This is a genomic window from Thermoanaerobacter sp. X514 (assembly GCF_000019065.1).
Lineage (GTDB): Bacteria > Bacillota > Thermoanaerobacteria > Thermoanaerobacterales > Thermoanaerobacteraceae > Thermoanaerobacter > Thermoanaerobacter pseudethanolicus.
Genome location: NC_010320.1, coordinates 1,568,245 through 1,584,104, shown reverse-complemented (window position 1 = coordinate 1,584,104; position 15,860 = coordinate 1,568,245). Strand labels below are relative to the sequence as shown.

Below are 15,860 nucleotides of genomic sequence, written 5' to 3'. Positions count from 1 at the left end.
TTAACCTATACTTATTTCTTAGTCTTTGAATTAAAAATTAAAGAAAAAATGTACCCAAAAAATACTGCAGCAGAAATTCCTCCGGCAGTGGCTGTCAATCCTCCTGTAAAAACTCCAATCAATCCATCTTTCTCAACAGCTTTTATTACACCTTGGGCAAGAGAATTTCCAAAGCCCAAAAGGGGTATTGTAGCTCCTGCACCACCTATATCTATCAATTTTTTATAAACTCCAAGACCTCCAAGTATTGCTCCTAATGTTACATATGTTACTAATATTCTTGCAGGAGTTAATTTAGTCTTATCAATCAAAATTTGTGCAATAGCACAAATCAAACCTCCCATTAAAAACGCTTTTATATAATCCATATTGACCTCCTTATAATGTTGTCGATATTGTAATAGCATGGGCAATCCCAGGAATAGATTCCCCTTGCTGGCTACTGGTAGGAGATAAAAGAGCTCCCGTCGCCATAAATAAAACTTTTTTATAGACTCCATTTTGTATTTGAGATAACAGCCATCCATTCAAAACCACTGCAGAACAAGCCGCACCGCTGCCACCAGAATGGACGTCTTGTGATTCATCAAAAATTTCTATTCCACAATCTTTATACTTGCTCTCTATGTCATACCCCTCTTTATACAACAACTCTAAAAGTATATCTCTCCCTACTCTCCCCATGTCTCCCGTCATAATAAGGTCATAGTCTTCTATTGTAAAACCTGTATCTTTAAAATGAGTGATAATTGTATCTGCTGCAGCAGGTGCCATTGCTGCTCCCATGTTATTGGCATCCTTCATCCCCAAATCTACAACTTTGCCAGTAGTAGCATGGGTAATATAAGGGCCTTTTCCTGTGGAGGCTAAAATTGTAGCTCCTGCACCTGTCACCGTCCACTGTGAAGTAAAAGGCCTTTGAATGCCTTGTTCTAAAGGATATCTAAACTGTCTTTCTGCAGTAGAAAAATGGCTGGAAGTTGCCGCTATTATATAGTCAGCATAGCCTCCATCAATAAGCATAGCCCCTAAAGTCAATCCCTCTGTCATAGTAGAACAAGCACCATACAATCCGAAATGTGGCACATTCAATTGTCGCGCAGCAAAATTTGCACTTATAATTTGATTTAACAAATCACCACCTAGCAGGTAATCAATGTCTGAAATTTTAAGGTTTGCCTTTTTTAATACTAAATTTACAGCATCTTGAAACATTTTTGACTCTGCTTTTTCCCAACTTTTTTCTCCATATGTATCGTCTACTAAAATCATATCAAAATAATCTCTTAAAGGTCCTTCTCCTTCTTTAGGTCCTACAATAGTGCCTCCAGCTATTATAGAAGGAGGATTTTTAAACTTAACAGTTTGTGTACCTAATTTTTTCTCCGCCATATCTAACTTCCCCTTTTACTTCAAAAAATAATATATCAAACCTATAATAATTGAAGTACTTACACCATATACAATAACAGGTCCTGCAATTGTAAACATCTTAGCTGCCGCCCCAAAAACAAAACCTTCCCTTTTAAACTCCATTGCCGGTGACACAATAGAATTTGCAAAACCTGTTATTGGCACTATAGAACCTGCCCCTGCAAACTTCCCTATATCGTCATAGACCCCAATTCCAGTTAAAAAAGCTCCAAGAAATACCATAGTAATTGATACAAGAGTATTGGCATCTTGCATAGAATAACCTCTTGATAGGTAAAAATTTAAAAAGAACTGCCCTATGTCGCTTATCAATCCTCCTACTACAAAAGCCATTACTACGTTTTTAAGCAAAGCAGGTTTAGGCTCATATTTCTGTGCTATGTTTTTATATTCTTGCTCTTTTTTTACATCTCTTTCCATTAATTTCACCCTTTCTTATGACAAGAGCACCATAGACGGTGCTCCTTTATTTTCAATCTAATTCTTTATCTGCTCTATAAGCTATTTGTATATTAGCTTTATATTCTACTATTTTGCCATTTTTTACATTAGCTGTTTGGTTGACAACTTCAATTCCTGATATATTGTCAATAGACTTAGCTGCTTCTTCTACAGCTTTGTGTATTGCATCTTCCCAGCTCACTGTTGAATCTCCTACTACATTTAAAACTTTAACAACTGCCATACTTTTTCCTCCTCCCTTATATACCAAATCAGCACTGTCAGGTATTTTTTTATTGGTTTTATGCATATAAAAATAGCTAACAGCAAAAATTAGCAATATTGCCACGATTATAATTAACATCTTTTTCATTTTCATTTCACCAGCCATTATTAGTATGTGAAGATAAGCAAAATTAATTCAAAAAAAGTGTAGTATTTGTGTTAAAATACTACACTTCTTCCAATTCTTTTCTTAGTTTTTGTAAAACTTTTTTCTCAATTCTAGATACTTGCACTTGGGAAATTCCTAAAACACTTGCCACCTCCATCTGCGTCATATCCTTGAAATATCTCAAAAATATTATTTGTTTTTCTCGTGGTTTAAGTTTATTTATAACCATCTGTAAAGCTAATTTATCGTCTATATCAACTTCTTTTTCCTCTTCACTCACCATTTCAATTAAAAGCCTGTCATCTTCGTCATGAGTTGCGTTGTCATATAATGACTCAGCAGTAGCAGCCGATTCAAAAGCCATAGCAATTTCTTCAGGACTTACATTTAATCTTTCAGCAATTTCATTAATAGTTGGCTCTCTATTTAATTCATTGCTTAAAATCTCTTTAACATAAAAAGCTTTTGTAGAAAGCTCCTTTAAAGAACGACTCACTTTTATTAATCCATCATCTCTTAGAAATCTCTTAATTTCTCCCATTATTATAGGTACTGCATAGGTAGACAATTTTACATTGTAAGATTCATCAAATTTTTGAATTGCCTTTACAAAACCTATACAACCTATTTGATATAAATCCTCCAATTCATACCCTCTATTAGAAAATTTTTTAACAATACTCCAAATAAGGCCACTATTTTCTAAAATTAATTTTTCCAAGCTTTCTTTATCATTCTTTTGTGCTGCTCTTATCAATTCCAAATTCTCATCACTTTTTTCAAAATTCCCTTCTTTCATAAAGTCACCTCATTTATCAGACCCTATATATTTTGTCATTCGGACAAGAGTTCCCTTTCCTGGAGTTGATTCAACTTCTAATTCATCCATAAAGGTCTGCATGACAGTAAAACCCATTCCTGCTCGCTCTTCTTCTAAGCGAGTAGTAAAAAGAGGTTGCATAGCTTTCTCAATATCTTCAATCCCTTTTCCCTCATCTATGACTTCAATTGTTATTTTGTTACCTGAAATAAAAGCTTTAATAGTAATGATGCCGATTTTATTCTCATATCCGTGAATTATGCAGTTAGTAACTGCTTCTGAAACAGCAGTTTTTATATCTGCAATTTCCTCAATTGTCGGATCTAGTTGAGCAGCAAAAGCTGCAACAACAGTCCTTGCAAAAGACTCATTTTGCGACTTACTTAAAAAATTTAACTCCATCATGTTTGTGTATTCCATGATAATCCCCCTTCTATATTTCCTTTAAGGCTTCTTCAATGTCATTATAACATTTAATTATACGCAACAACCCAGAAACTTCAATAATTTTATGTAATTGCTTATTGGAATTTACTATAGCTACCTTGCCATTATTCTCTTTGACTTTTTTATATCTTCCTATTATAACGCCAATTCCTGAACTATCCATAAAATTTACATTTTTAAAATCAAAAATTAAATTTTTACACGACTTTTTTTCATACTCTTCATCAATAACATTTTTTATGCTCTCCGCCACATGATGATCTAACTCACCTTCAATTTTGGCTATCAAGGTATCCCTTTTTTTTGCAAATTTTACTCCCATTTTATCAACCTCCCCCCTATTATATTCGATATAAATTTTAAAATTCCTCCTTTTTTGTGATATTTTTCTAAAAAATATAAAAAAGCACTAAACGACTGTTTAGTGCTTAAAGTAAATTACTGATATTTTAGCCAACCAATAAAAACTTTATTGAGATTTTCAAAAAAGTTCGCTTTTTCTACTACTTCCTGAGGATATATGTTAAATTTCTTTATAACCTTGCCATCCTGTGTTATTTTTACAGTGCCTATTGGGACCTCTTTGGCTAGAGGAGCTAATACAGCATTCTTTAGCTCCACCTCTGTTTTTATATTTTTACCTTCTCCTTTTTTAATCAGTATATACTCATCATCGCGGCACACAACACTAACAGCCTCTCTTTTCCCTTTTAAAACTTTAACATTGCCAAAACTTTGCCCTTTTGAAGCTACTTTTACGCTTTCATAATTAGCAAATCCATAATCTAATAACTTAGCCGCTTCACTAAACCTCGTCTCAGAATCAGGTGCTCCGAACACCACCGCTATTAGCCTTGTATCTCCCCTTTTAGCTGTTGCTGCCATACAATAAAGTGCTTCCGAAGTAGATCCTGTTTTAATTCCATCTACTCCTTTATAGCGCCATAGTAATTTATTAGTATTTATGAGACTAAATTTCCCATTTCTTAAAGAATCTAATTTATTGGTTAGATATTTAAATATGCTCTCGTGCTTTACTAATTCCCTTGAAATCATTGCAATATCATATACGCTTGTCAAGTGCCCTTCCTCAGGTAGTCCAGTTGCATTTTTAAAAGTAGTATTTTTTGCTCCCAATTCCTTAGCCCTTTTATTCATCATTTCAACAAAATTTTCCTCTGTACCCGCAATATACTCAGCTAAAGCAACAGAAGCATCATTTGCCGAATTCATCGCTATAGCCTTCATTAAATCATCTACTGTCATTTCCTCTCCTACTTCTAAATATATTTGTGTACCTCCCATATCAAAGGCATGTTTACTTGTGACAACTTTATCTGTTATTTTAATTTTACCAGAATCTATTGCTTCAATCGCCAGTAAAAGAGTCATTACTTTGGTAACACTGGCAGGCGGCAAGGGCTTATGGCTATCTTTTTCATAAAGAATTTGTCCAGTATTAGTCTCTATCAAAATAGCAGATTTTGACTTTAAATTTAAAGTATCAGCATATACTGTGCCATTTAAGACAAAAGAAATAGCTAGTATCACACTCACTAATAATGTTAAAAGCCTTTTAAACATAAAATCACCCTCCTCATCACTATTTATTTTGCGCTGGAGGGTGAATATTATACTTTTTATATTTTTAAGCACGAGGGTGAAATTTATTATATACTTCTTTTATTTTCGATTTTGAAATTAAAGAAAGTAAATTTGTATTTAGATCTGTTTGATACCCTAACATTTCTTGGACAGCTCTAATATCCGCACCATTTTGAAGCATATGTTGCGCAAAAGATTGTCTTAATGTATTTGGAGTAACAGGAAATCCAGGATTAATTTTATCAGTGTATTCTCTTATTATTTTCCAACATCCCTGTCTTGTAAGTTTTTCTCCACGCAAATTTAAAAAAAGAGTATTTTCTCCATTTTTTGCTTTTCTTCCTTTTTCAATATAATTTTTTAAAGCTTCAATTGCATGAGAGCCTATAGGAATAACTCTTTCTTTATTAGAACGAATAACTACATAACCATAAGAGAGATTCACATCTTCTAATTTTAAAGAAATAACTTCAGAGACTTTAAGTCCTGTAGCATAAAGTAATTCAATAAGAGCCTTATCTCTAAGTCCTTTTTCATCATTCCCAAAGTCTATTGAAAGTAACATATCTACCTGTTCAACTGTTAAAGTAGCAGGCGGCTTTTTTTCTACTTTCGGGGTATTAATCATGTATGTTGGGTCTTCTTCTATTTTCTTTTTCATAAATAGATAATGATAAAAGGCTTTAAGAGAAGAAAGATTTCGCGAAACAGTTGCTTGTGATTTTCCTTTTTTCTTCAAGTAATAAAGATAATTTAATATTGTCGATTTTTTGACATTATAATATTCAAATTCGATTTCTTCAAGATAATTTAAAAATTGTTTTATGTCTCTGTTATAAGATTCTAGAGTGTTTTTGGACAGTTTTTTGTTCTTTTTTAGAAAATCCAGAAACTCCCCAACCACATTATTTAACATATTCTTTACCCCTACAATTCATGAATTTTTATAATAAAGCATTTAATTATAAATATTCAACATAAATCGTCATTTTCCTTCTTTTATGGTGAAAAAATCGGTAAAAGCAATACATAGGGTGAAAGATAAGATTCTATTAAGCAACCTATTAATATAACTAAAAACCCTGCATATACCATAAAAGTATAAGAAACAAATTGTGATACTAACTCTTCAAAATAAAATTTACGATTTTTTAAAAGATATAAAGAAAAATTAATAGCCGTTATAGATATAAACAAAATTCCCAACAAGATAAAAACATTTTGAGGTAAAATTCCCATAAATACAAGTAGTATCCCTTTTGTCTCAAATTCTTTTATTAAAACTCCAATAGAAAATCCTAAAATAAAGCCTCTTATCCCCACAAGCAAAAATATAAAAGGAATTCCTATAATTGTAGCCCCTAAAATCCATAAAACAAACACAGTGACAAAATTATTTAAAAGAGATTGTTTAAAAATTTGGGTAGAATTCAAGTTTACAGATTTTGCAATTTGATAAAATTTTGAGATATACCCTATTATTTGCTCCATCTGTATATCAGTTAGATTATTAACAGTAAAAGATCCCGCTGCTACTCCTATCATTAATGACATTACAGCTAACACATACAGCAAAAAATTATTTTTAATATGCAGATGAAGGTTTCCTTTTAAAAACTTCAAGAATATTGCCCCCTATTTTTATAAAGCTAATTTAAATTTATGAGTCAAAAGGGGACAATATTCCTTTAAGTTATAGTAACTTTCCCGTATATTCCCCCTCCTCCCGCTGAAACCTCCAATTTTCCTTCTCTTGCCTTTAAAATATTTAGGGCATTAGAAGTTCCCACTACTTTTTCCAATTCTTCATAAGCTGCTTCATGCAAAGCATACAATTCACTGCCAAAATAATTTACTAATTTTTCGATAGACTTTTTTCCAATATTAGGAATAAATTCTAAAGGGATTTGATAAATATATAAAGGTCTAAAAGAAGGATGGGTAGTATCATAATCTTTAATTTCCTCTATTCTGTCCTTTACACCTAAAACTATATTTGTGCTTCCACATTTTAAGCATTTTTTAACTGGTGGTTTTTCCTTTGCAATATAGCCACAATCCAAGCAAAAAGTTCTGTGGTATTTCCCTAATTTAGGATTTAAGCCATAATTTTTTACAATTTCTCTTCCCTTTTCTCTTTTTATAGCCAACAAAATCTCCTCAAAATTTGCCTCTTTTATATCAAAAACATTAAACTCTCTGCCTATTTTTTCTAAAGAATGGGCATCTGAATTGGAAAGAAAAGTTTTATTTTGTAACTCCTCAATCTGATCAGCCATATCAGAGTCCGCGCTAAGGCCTAACTCTACTCCATAAATATATTGATAAAAATCTTTAAAGACATATTTAAGCCTATCAGTAGAACTGCCATAATAACTTTTAAAGGGAGTAAAAACATGGGCGGGAATCACAACCCCGCTGTATTTTTCTGCGATTTCAACAACTTGCACACTTGTAAGATTTACTCGTTGAGAGCTTAGATTTATATTTTTAATGTATTTAGAAATTTCTTGAGAAAACAAAGAAATACTCTCAATATCTCTAAAATAACATGTTAAATGAGGAGAACCCTTTTCCTCTTTGCCAATTTCTATTTCACTGCCTAAAATCAAAGTAACTTTATTTTTATACCTAAATCCTCCTTCTTCAAGGGAGAATAATATTCCTTCTTGTATATATTCTTTTAGCTCCTCCAAAATAAGCGGAGAAGCACCATCTACAATGCCAACTATGTCAATTCCCTTTAATATACTTTTTTCTAATATATTTAAAACAGTTAAATTTTTTGAGGCCGCAATTTTTACAGGAGCTCCTTTTATACTCCTTGCAACATGAACATGCAAATCTCCGTAAAATTTCATAAACTATTCCTCATTTTTAAATAATATAAAATTCCAATTATCGTTTTAGAATCTTTTATTTGATTTTGTAAAATCATTTCCCACAATTCCTCTGGAGTATATTCATATACTTCTAAAAATTCATCCTCATCAGGTTGAGCAGTGTATTTTTTTAAATCTTTTGCAAAATACAAATACATTTTTTCATTAGAAAAACCGGGAGTAGTATAAAAAGTAATCAACTGCTTTATAAAACCTGCTTCATAACCTGTCTCTTCTAATAACTCTCTTTTAGCACAAATCAAAGGGTCTTCACCCTTTTCTAATTTTCCTGCAGGTATTTCTAATAAAGACTCCTCTGCAGGTTTTCTATACTGTTTGACTAATAAAATCTTTCCTTCTTCATTAACTGCTACTATGGATACACCGCCAGGATGCTCAACTATTTCTCGCGTAGTAACTTTTCCATTAGGCAGTTTTACCTCATCTACTCTTAAATTTATTATTTTCCCTTCAAAAATCTTGTTGGTGTTAACTGTAACTTCTTTTTGTTCCAAAATTCATCTTCCTTTCTATGTATAATTTTAGCAATAAATATATACTATAGAAATGAGGTGAGAAAAATGATTATAGTGGGAAACACTCTTTATTATGCTGGAAAATTTTCTACTCTATTATTTTTATTAAAGGAACTAAATAAAAAATACAAAACTTTAGGAGAAGTAATTAAATCAGCTTTCCAATAATTTAAAAGACACATAAAGGGCTGCAGCTCCACAAGCATTAAAAAAGTCTGGCTCCTTTTCATAACCTCTTCCCATTGTTGACAAGTTAAAGTCAGCTTCTTCTATGTATTTTCTTATAATTTCAGCTTCAATAAATTCTATTTTATATCGCGAAAATACAGGATTTGAATTTATCTGCTCCTTTATTATTTTTTCTTTTTCTTCTTCCATTGTAGGAAAAGTCAAAACACAGGAACTGTTACACAGCTCTAAAACAGTTATAGTATGGTGACTAATCCCTTGATGTCTCTGCCTTTTATCATTAAACCCAATTCTTGGGATAAGTACAGGCTTACCTCCTAATTTATTTGTAGCATCTATTATATGGGCTTGTTCTACCCCTGAAAACCCATATTTGGTGCCTGTGCCTACTATTCCCGGTCCCATCGCTACTATAACAACATCTGTTTTTAACACTTCCTTTGCACCTATCAAAGCAGTATAAATATTTACACACTCATAATCTCCTCCAAAAGCATGTCCAATTGTAACTGTTTTATCTATTATTCCCCTCTTTTTAAGCTCAAAAACTGTATTGCTGAAACTAATAGGCAGACACCCTCCATCTGTCATCACATATGTAATTTTAAGGTCAGGATTTGTACTTTTTAGCGCTAAGGCTACAGGGGCTACCATGCTGTGAAGTTCTCCAACTATTACAGGTAAATCTTCTAAACTTTTAAACTCTTCAAAAGCAGTATGATAAGGACTGTTTTGCTCCTCCATAGTCAATACATTTATCTGAAAAGGCGTATATCTCAATTTCATAATATGCCCATTTCCCACAGCATCGTATTCAGAGTATTTGAGATTTACAATTATAAAGTCATAGCCACCTGTCCCAAGATTTAAAAGGCGAGCAGTTCGGTTTACATAAACTTTATCTCCTACTTCTATTTTCCCAGTTACATCGTCATAATTTAAAGCTAATACCTTTTCTCCCTCTGACTCAACCTCTACAACAGTTATACCTTCTCTTTGTGACACAATTTTACTTACCTTAGCTAAATAAACACTAATCACACTATCTTTCTCCTTTTCTTCCTAACATATCGAGGTAATTTAAAAATTTATTTTTTTCGATTAAAGCAGTTAAAGAATATTTTTCTGCAAAAATATGTAATAAAATTAGCAATGCCAATATTATCAACTTGCCATATAAATCAAAAATAAGAATACTGCTTATTCCCAAAGACATCCCTAAAACATTTGATCCAGTATCCCCCATCATCACATTTGCTTTTAAATCCTCTGGCAAATACACTAAAAGAGTCATAGTCAGCAAGACTAAGAAATGGGGATGAGTTTTCCCGATTATTAGAAAAATTAAAGAAATAACCAAAAAAGTTTTTCCGCATCTTCCTGGTCGTAAGTCTACAAGGTTTAAAAAATTCGTAAAAAGTGCGATTAACAAGGTATTTATTATCAATTCCTCTATATTATTTTTTCCAACATTAAAACTTATAAAAAAAGCAATTAAAACTCCTGATAAAGCCTTTAAACTGCCTGTAGTAGGCTTTCCTTTTAAAAGCATAGTTATATGCCCTTTTAGCCCTCTTACACTTCTGTCTCCTAATACATCATCTATAAAACCGACAAAAGAAATCAGTGATAAGCTCAATAAAATTATGTCTTGATATTCTATTCTAACTCCAAATAAATTGAGAAGTACAATTGACACAAATAAAGCAGGAACAAATACAATACCACCACAAACAGGTATCATAACTTTTTTATAGTTTTCCTTCAAACACAAAGGCTTGTTAATAATGCTATAAAAAAGCTTCTTTGTTATAACTGTCATTATTAAAGGAATTAATATTTTAGCCCAAAACACTATCTCACCTGCTATTCTTTAATATTCTTTGAAAATAACTTATACACTAATACTTTTAGTATATCCCAAAACTGCTTCCCTCTGTGCAGGAAGCCTTTCAAGTCCCTACCTGTAACAGAGTGAGTCATATTTACTTCTACTTCTTTTATTTTATACCCTTTTTTTAATATATCTATTGTCATACCAACTTCTATTCCAAAACCTTTATAAAAAGCTTTTAAACTCTCTAAAACTTCTTTTTTAAAAGCCCTTTGACCTGATAAGACAGATTCAATTTCATATCCTGTAAAGTATTTTACTCCTTTTCTGGCTAAAGTTTTAACAAAGCCAAATCCAGCTTTTACATTTGTCTTTGGAAATTTAGCAATTGTAACATCTGCTTCTCCATCAAGAACAGGTAATATAAGTTTTTTGACTTCTCGTGACGAAAGGCCTACATCTGCGTCTAAAAAAACTATAACATCATTTTTTACATATTTTAAACCTTCTTTTAAAGCTGTTCCTTTGCCAACATTTCTCTTCATATTGACTATTTTAGCCCCTGCTTTTCTTGCCTTTTCAGCAGTATTGTCAGTTGAGCCATCATTTATTACGATGACTTCATCAACTTCTTCAACATCTTTTAATCCTTTTATGGTATCAATTATTCTTTCTTCTTCATTGTAAGCAGGTATCAGCACACTAACTTTTTTCTTCATCTATCTACCCTCACTTTTTAGAATTAGCAGCGGAATTATGAGTAGAATTGTCAGCCTTCATAAAAGAATCTGGCATTAAGCTCATTGCACTTTGCTTAATTCCATAATTGCCTTCTTTACCCTCCATTACCATTATAAGTGACGTCTGCCCTATTATATCCTCCACATTATCTATTGTGGAAATATGTTGTTTTTTATACACATCAATATACGAATATTTAGTATCACTTTGTTCAACACCTATAATAGGAACATTAAGTAGTTTCACTTGTTTTATAATAGGAATATCTATAGAAGCTATATTATTATCTTTATTATTACTTCCTCCAGCTATAATTACAAAATCTGTATTACCTGGAATCCCTGTAAAATCTATATAACCATTCGTCTTTAAATAATCAATAAGGTCGACATCCTGACCTGTTACAATTGCATTAGCTAATTTTGAAGCTACAAATTCATTCAAATGCTTTTCGTCTACTGTAACTCCATATTTATTAGAAAGGAAGTCTATTAAATTTTGCACTTCCAATTCATCGCCAGTATCAAAACTGTCTTTTATAACAGTAATCGACTCAATAGTAGCTCCTGCCTTTAAAAGAGCATTTCTCATGCCAGAATATATAAACTCATTTGTAGTTTCAATAATCGCTACCTTAACTCCACTTAACTTATCAGCTACTAACTCAGGAAAAATAATTTGATGATATTGATTGTAATACCCTATCTGTTTATTTAACTCTTGAACAGTGTTTTTTAAATTATTATTTTCTGTTTGTAAATCCTTAAACTTTTGTTCTAACTCGTTTATAATTGAAGTTTGTTGCTCTGAAAAAACTTTTTGTCCATCTAACATAAAACCTATAAAAATGCCAATTCCTAAAGCAATAAAAATAGAAGCAATTGTTAAAACATAGTATTTAATATTTATATTCATAAAAATCCTCCTCAAAATCCGATTAAAAGGCGAATTCTAAGTTGTAATAGCTTCAATAACTGCTGCATAGGTGGAGAAAAATACGCTATTACTCCAAGAGGAATCAATGCTGCTAGTATAATGCTAAATATATAAGAAATTTTGAAAGTTTCCCTGTACAGTTTATTTACTCCTTTAGCATCGATTAATTTTTCTCCTACTTTTAATCGCACTAAAAAAGTGCTGGACATTCCTTTTCTTCCTTTTTCCAGAAAATCAATCATGCTGGAATGGGTCCCTACAGCAACAATTAAGTCAGCACCTTTTTCAAAAGCCAAAAGCATAGCTATATCTTCACTTGTACCTGGGGCCTTAAAAATTTCTGCTTTAAGACCTAATGCTGTTACTCTTTCCAAGCCAGGTGCTCTTCCGTCGGGATAGGCATGAACTACGATTTCCCGAGCCTTTTTTAAAGCCTCATCACTTACACTGTCCATATCTCCAATGACTATGTCAGGAATAAGACCAAACTCTAAAAGAGCATCTGCCCCTCCATCTACTCCTATTAAAATCGGTTTTACATCGTTGATATACTGTTTTATTGTAAATAAATCTTCTTTGTAATCCTTTCCTCTAACGACTACAAGAGCATGTCTATTTTTAAAACGAGTTTTAATATTGGGTAATTCAACTCCCCCTAGAATAAAATATTTTTCTTTTTTTGCATATTCCAATGTATTTTCAATAAATTTATCTAATTCAACACCTATGTTTTCGCGGCTTTCTTGCAATTTATAGTTTATAACGTCTTTTGTAAGAAGTTTCCCGCTTTTTATAAACACACCGTCTTTATATATTTCATTATCTATTATAGTTATTTTGTCATTTTCTTTCAATAAAACAAAAATGTCTTTTCCTACATCGTCAATAATTGGAATTCCCGCCTCACACAAGATAGAAGGTCCCATGTTAGGATATCTGCCACTTATAGACTTATCAGCATTTATGACTGCCAAAACTTTTTTTTCAACTAAGGATTCAGCAGCCACTTCATCTATATCTCTATGATCAATTATAGCTATTTCTCCAGGATTTAGTCTTTTTACTAAATTTTTAGTTCTTTTATCCATTTTAATTGTCCCTGTTATTTGCATACAAGCTTCCTCCATAAAGTAACATCGCTTATTATTATAGCATAAAAAATTTTTACATGAAATAAAAAAGTCATTTTATTCAGTTACATAAAAATCCTTCCACTTGTTGAATCCTCAACAAATAGAAGGATTTTGGGCTCTACTTTTATGTTTATCATATTTTTAAATGGGAGGTTAAAAAAGAGAAAGCAGGTATCTGCCCCTTTTACCCTGCTTTCATCCCCAACCTCAATTTATCAGCAATAAGCGCAATGAATTCAGAATTTGTCGGTTTACCTTTTTCGTCATTTATAGTATATCCAAAAAGTTCATTTAAAACCTCTGTTTTGCCCCTGCTCCACGCAACTTCTATTGCATGCCTTATAGCTCTTTCTACTCTGCTAGGAGTAGTATTGTACTTTTCAGCAATTTTAGGATATAACATTTTAGTTACAGAATTTAAATATTCCATATTGCTAATAACAAGAGAAATAGCATCTCTTAGATACATATAGCCTTTTATATGAGCTGGTACTCCTACCTCATGAATAATTTCTGTAATCATTGCTTCAAGGTCATAATTTTTCTTCGCTTTTACCACAGGAAAAACAGTCTTTGATACTACATTTAATTCTGGTTCCATAAGCTCAGAAATCCTTTTTGACAACATAGCTAAATCAAAAGGTTTTAAAATATAATAATCTGCTCCTAATGCAATAGCCCGTTGAGTTATTTTTTCTTGGCCTACTGCAGATAAAACTAAAATTTTAGGCTTTTTTAATTGTTCTTCATTTATCTTTTCCAAAACACCAATGCCATCTAAATAGGGCATTATAATATCTAAAATTAACAAATCTGGCGATTGATTTTTAATGAGTTCAATCGCTTGGTTGCCATCATTGGCAACACCTACCACTTCAATATTTTCTTGAGTAGATAAATACTCAGCTAAAATAGTAGCAAACTCTTTGTTATCATCTGCTATTCCTACTCTAATCTTCTTAACCAATTATTTAACCTCCCATTGCTAATATTAGTATATAATATTTATTCTACATAATATTTGAATTTCCTTCTTTTTCCCTTAAAAATTTTTAGTTATTTGTAAAAACCTGCTTATTATTAAGCAGCGTATTCATTTCATTAATCATCCATTCTGCATAAACAGCATATCCTTTTGTAGGGTCATTCACAAAAACATGAGTAACTGCTCCTACCAGTTTTCCATCTTGTATAATAGGACTACCACTCATACCCTGTATTATGCCTCCAGTCTTTTTTAATAAATTCTTGTCAACAATTTTAATTATCATACTTTTAGGGCTAGGAGTTTCTTGATACACTTTTTTGATAATTTCAATATCAAATTGCTGTATACCTGTATTATCAATGGTAGCCAATATTTTAGCTGGCCCTTCTTTTATTTGGCTTTGATATGCTATAGGAATTTCTCCATACAAATCGTTCTTAAAGTCTTCATACATATTCCCGTAAATTCCAAATTCAGTGTTTTTTAATATATTACCTATTGTATCAACTTCTTCTAAAAAAATCCCTTTTAATTCCCCGGGTTTACTTCTTCTTCCATGGTCAATAGAAGTAATTCGAGAATTCATAATTTCTCCATTTTCTACTGATAACATGTGACCAGTATCTATATCAGTTATAGCATGACCTAAAGCTCCATACATCTTACTAGCAGGATAATAAAAGGTTAAAGTACCTATACCAGCAGTGTGGTCTCTCACCCAAAGACCTATTCTGTATTGTTTATCCTCTTTTGACTTTATAGGATAAATAGTAGTATAAAAAATATTATTTTTTCTGTTTATTTTTAATTTTAAAGCTTTCCCTTGTAATTCATTTGCAATGTTAGTGATATCTTCTGCTTGCTTTATTTCTTTGCCGTTGACTTCTAATATTATATCTCCTATCTGTATTTTTCCTTGCTTATAAGGACTATAAATTTTACCGTCCTCACCCATTATATCTGAATAGCCTACTACTAATGCTCCCTTGGTATTTAAATTAACCCCTATCGCTTGGCCGCCCGGTACTACTTTTATGGTCGGAACGATGTCAACACTGATATGCTTTATAGGAAATATTCCAAAGAGCTTAAAATCCAAATTTACTGTGCCAGTGTTTACTGCTTCTATAGTAATAGGTTCTTTCAAATTTAAAACATTTTTATCTTCTGTATCATTAATTTTTAAAAAACCTTTTTTATCAGCTTGAAAACTTACTTTTATTGGTATATTAAAGTTATAATTAACTTTTTCTCCTTGAAAAAATTTAAAACTTGAGGGAGTTTTCGCTATATCTTGTATAGGAGTAAAATAATTTGCAAATACTAAAAAAAAGCTTAAGAATATAAAAAGTAACAATTTTACTGTATTTTTTGTCATCTTCTCACTTCCTTTTTTGCTGCTTATTTAATCTAAAATTAACTTAACCTTTTTTAAAGCTTTATATACTGTCAATATATTATCCGATAGTAAAAGGAAGTG

Annotated in this window: 20 protein-coding genes; 1 reads left to right on the top strand and 19 read right to left on the bottom strand. The window is 31.7% G+C overall.

Features of this window, described 5'->3' with window-relative positions:
• Positions 1–11: 11 nt before the first annotated feature.
• The 12 genes from spoVAE to TETH514_RS07825 form a co-directional block, all read right to left on the bottom strand.
• Positions 12–368: a stage V sporulation protein AE gene (spoVAE, locus tag TETH514_RS07880; protein ID WP_003867997.1), complete on the bottom strand. Its 357-nt coding sequence runs from the start codon at positions 366–368 to the stop codon at positions 12–14.
• A 10-nt stretch (positions 369–378) separates the two neighbouring features.
• Positions 379–1,392, bottom strand: coding sequence for a stage V sporulation protein AD (gene spoVAD / locus TETH514_RS07875; protein ID WP_003867998.1), 1,014 nt, complete (start codon positions 1,390–1,392; stop codon positions 379–381).
• A 15-nt stretch (positions 1,393–1,407) separates the two neighbouring features.
• Positions 1,408–1,854: a stage V sporulation protein AC gene (gene spoVAC, locus TETH514_RS07870; RefSeq protein ID WP_003867999.1), complete on the bottom strand. Its 447-nt coding sequence runs from the start codon at positions 1,852–1,854 to the stop codon at positions 1,408–1,410.
• Between the two features lie 52 nt (positions 1,855–1,906).
• Complete coding sequence (locus TETH514_RS12755; RefSeq protein ID WP_009052344.1) at positions 1,907–2,266, bottom strand: dodecin domain-containing protein; 360 nt, start codon at positions 2,264–2,266, stop codon at positions 1,907–1,909.
• A 61-nt stretch (positions 2,267–2,327) separates the two neighbouring features.
• Positions 2,328–3,068: an RNA polymerase sporulation sigma factor SigF gene (gene sigF, locus TETH514_RS07860; RefSeq protein ID WP_003870636.1), complete on the bottom strand. Its 741-nt coding sequence runs from the start codon at positions 3,066–3,068 to the stop codon at positions 2,328–2,330.
• A gap of 9 nt (positions 3,069–3,077) precedes the next feature.
• Positions 3,078–3,509 carry an anti-sigma F factor gene (gene spoIIAB / locus TETH514_RS07855; protein WP_003868002.1) on the bottom strand — a complete coding sequence of 144 codons (432 nt, stop codon included), beginning with the start codon at positions 3,507–3,509 and terminating at the stop codon, positions 3,078–3,080.
• Between the two features lie 13 nt (positions 3,510–3,522).
• A complete protein-coding gene (spoIIAA, locus tag TETH514_RS07850) occupies positions 3,523–3,858 on the bottom strand; it encodes an anti-sigma F factor antagonist (protein ID WP_003868003.1) in 336 nt (111 codons plus the stop codon).
• A gap of 116 nt (positions 3,859–3,974) precedes the next feature.
• The gene (locus TETH514_RS07845; RefSeq protein ID WP_003868004.1) at positions 3,975–5,120 is read right to left on the bottom strand and encodes a D-alanyl-D-alanine carboxypeptidase family protein; all 1,146 of its coding nucleotides are present in this window, start codon (positions 5,118–5,120) and stop codon (positions 3,975–3,977) included.
• 64 nt (positions 5,121–5,184) lie between these two features.
• Positions 5,185–6,057, bottom strand: a complete 873-nt coding sequence (locus TETH514_RS07840) for a site-specific tyrosine recombinase (protein WP_009052343.1) — start codon at positions 6,055–6,057, stop codon at positions 5,185–5,187.
• A gap of 83 nt (positions 6,058–6,140) precedes the next feature.
• A complete protein-coding gene (gene spoIIM, locus TETH514_RS07835) occupies positions 6,141–6,764 on the bottom strand; it encodes a stage II sporulation protein M (protein WP_009052342.1) in 624 nt (207 codons plus the stop codon).
• A 65-nt stretch (positions 6,765–6,829) separates the two neighbouring features.
• Positions 6,830–8,002 (bottom strand): endonuclease Q family protein, encoded by a 1,173-nt coding sequence (locus tag TETH514_RS07830; protein ID WP_009052341.1) that lies wholly within the window; start codon positions 8,000–8,002, stop codon positions 6,830–6,832.
• Positions 7,999–8,538 carry an NUDIX hydrolase gene (locus TETH514_RS07825; protein ID WP_003868009.1) on the bottom strand — a complete coding sequence of 180 codons (540 nt, stop codon included), beginning with the start codon at positions 8,536–8,538 and terminating at the stop codon, positions 7,999–8,001. The genes TETH514_RS07830 and TETH514_RS07825 overlap by 4 nt, the downstream gene beginning before the upstream one ends.
• Positions 8,539–8,604: 66 nt before the next feature.
• On the opposite strand from TETH514_RS07825, the gene TETH514_RS13050 reads away from it, so the two are divergent.
• Positions 8,605–8,727 (top strand): hypothetical protein, encoded by a 123-nt coding sequence (locus TETH514_RS13050; RefSeq protein ID WP_009052340.1) that lies wholly within the window; start codon positions 8,605–8,607, stop codon positions 8,725–8,727.
• Here the strand turns inward: TETH514_RS13050 and TETH514_RS07820 are convergent.
• From TETH514_RS07820 to spoIVB, 7 genes are all read right to left on the bottom strand, one after another.
• Positions 8,713–9,789, bottom strand: coding sequence for a DUF3866 family protein (locus tag TETH514_RS07820; RefSeq protein WP_009052339.1), 1,077 nt, complete (start codon positions 9,787–9,789; stop codon positions 8,713–8,715). The two genes, TETH514_RS13050 and TETH514_RS07820, sit on opposite strands and share 15 nt — an antisense overlap.
• Before the next feature lies 1 nt (position 9,790).
• Positions 9,791–10,603: a UDP-N-acetylmuramyl pentapeptide phosphotransferase gene (locus TETH514_RS07815; RefSeq protein WP_003868012.1), complete on the bottom strand. Its 813-nt coding sequence runs from the start codon at positions 10,601–10,603 to the stop codon at positions 9,791–9,793.
• Positions 10,604–10,614: 11 nt separating this feature from the next.
• Entirely contained in the window at positions 10,615–11,301 is a 687-nt protein-coding gene (locus TETH514_RS07810) for a glycosyltransferase family 2 protein (RefSeq protein ID WP_003868013.1), read from the bottom strand.
• A gap of 10 nt (positions 11,302–11,311) precedes the next feature.
• The gene (locus TETH514_RS07805) at positions 11,312–12,238 is read right to left on the bottom strand and encodes a copper transporter (protein ID WP_003868014.1); all 927 of its coding nucleotides are present in this window, start codon (positions 12,236–12,238) and stop codon (positions 11,312–11,314) included.
• 11 nt (positions 12,239–12,249) lie between these two features.
• The gene (steA, locus tag TETH514_RS07800) at positions 12,250–13,371 is read right to left on the bottom strand and encodes a putative cytokinetic ring protein SteA (protein WP_009052338.1); all 1,122 of its coding nucleotides are present in this window, start codon (positions 13,369–13,371) and stop codon (positions 12,250–12,252) included.
• A 205-nt stretch (positions 13,372–13,576) separates the two neighbouring features.
• Positions 13,577–14,359 (bottom strand): sporulation transcription factor Spo0A, encoded by a 783-nt coding sequence (gene spo0A, locus TETH514_RS07795; protein WP_003868016.1) that lies wholly within the window; start codon positions 14,357–14,359, stop codon positions 13,577–13,579.
• Between the two features lie 85 nt (positions 14,360–14,444).
• A complete protein-coding gene (spoIVB, locus tag TETH514_RS07790; RefSeq protein WP_009052337.1) occupies positions 14,445–15,758 on the bottom strand; it encodes a SpoIVB peptidase in 1,314 nt (437 codons plus the stop codon).
• Positions 15,759–15,860 lie beyond the last annotated feature (102 nt).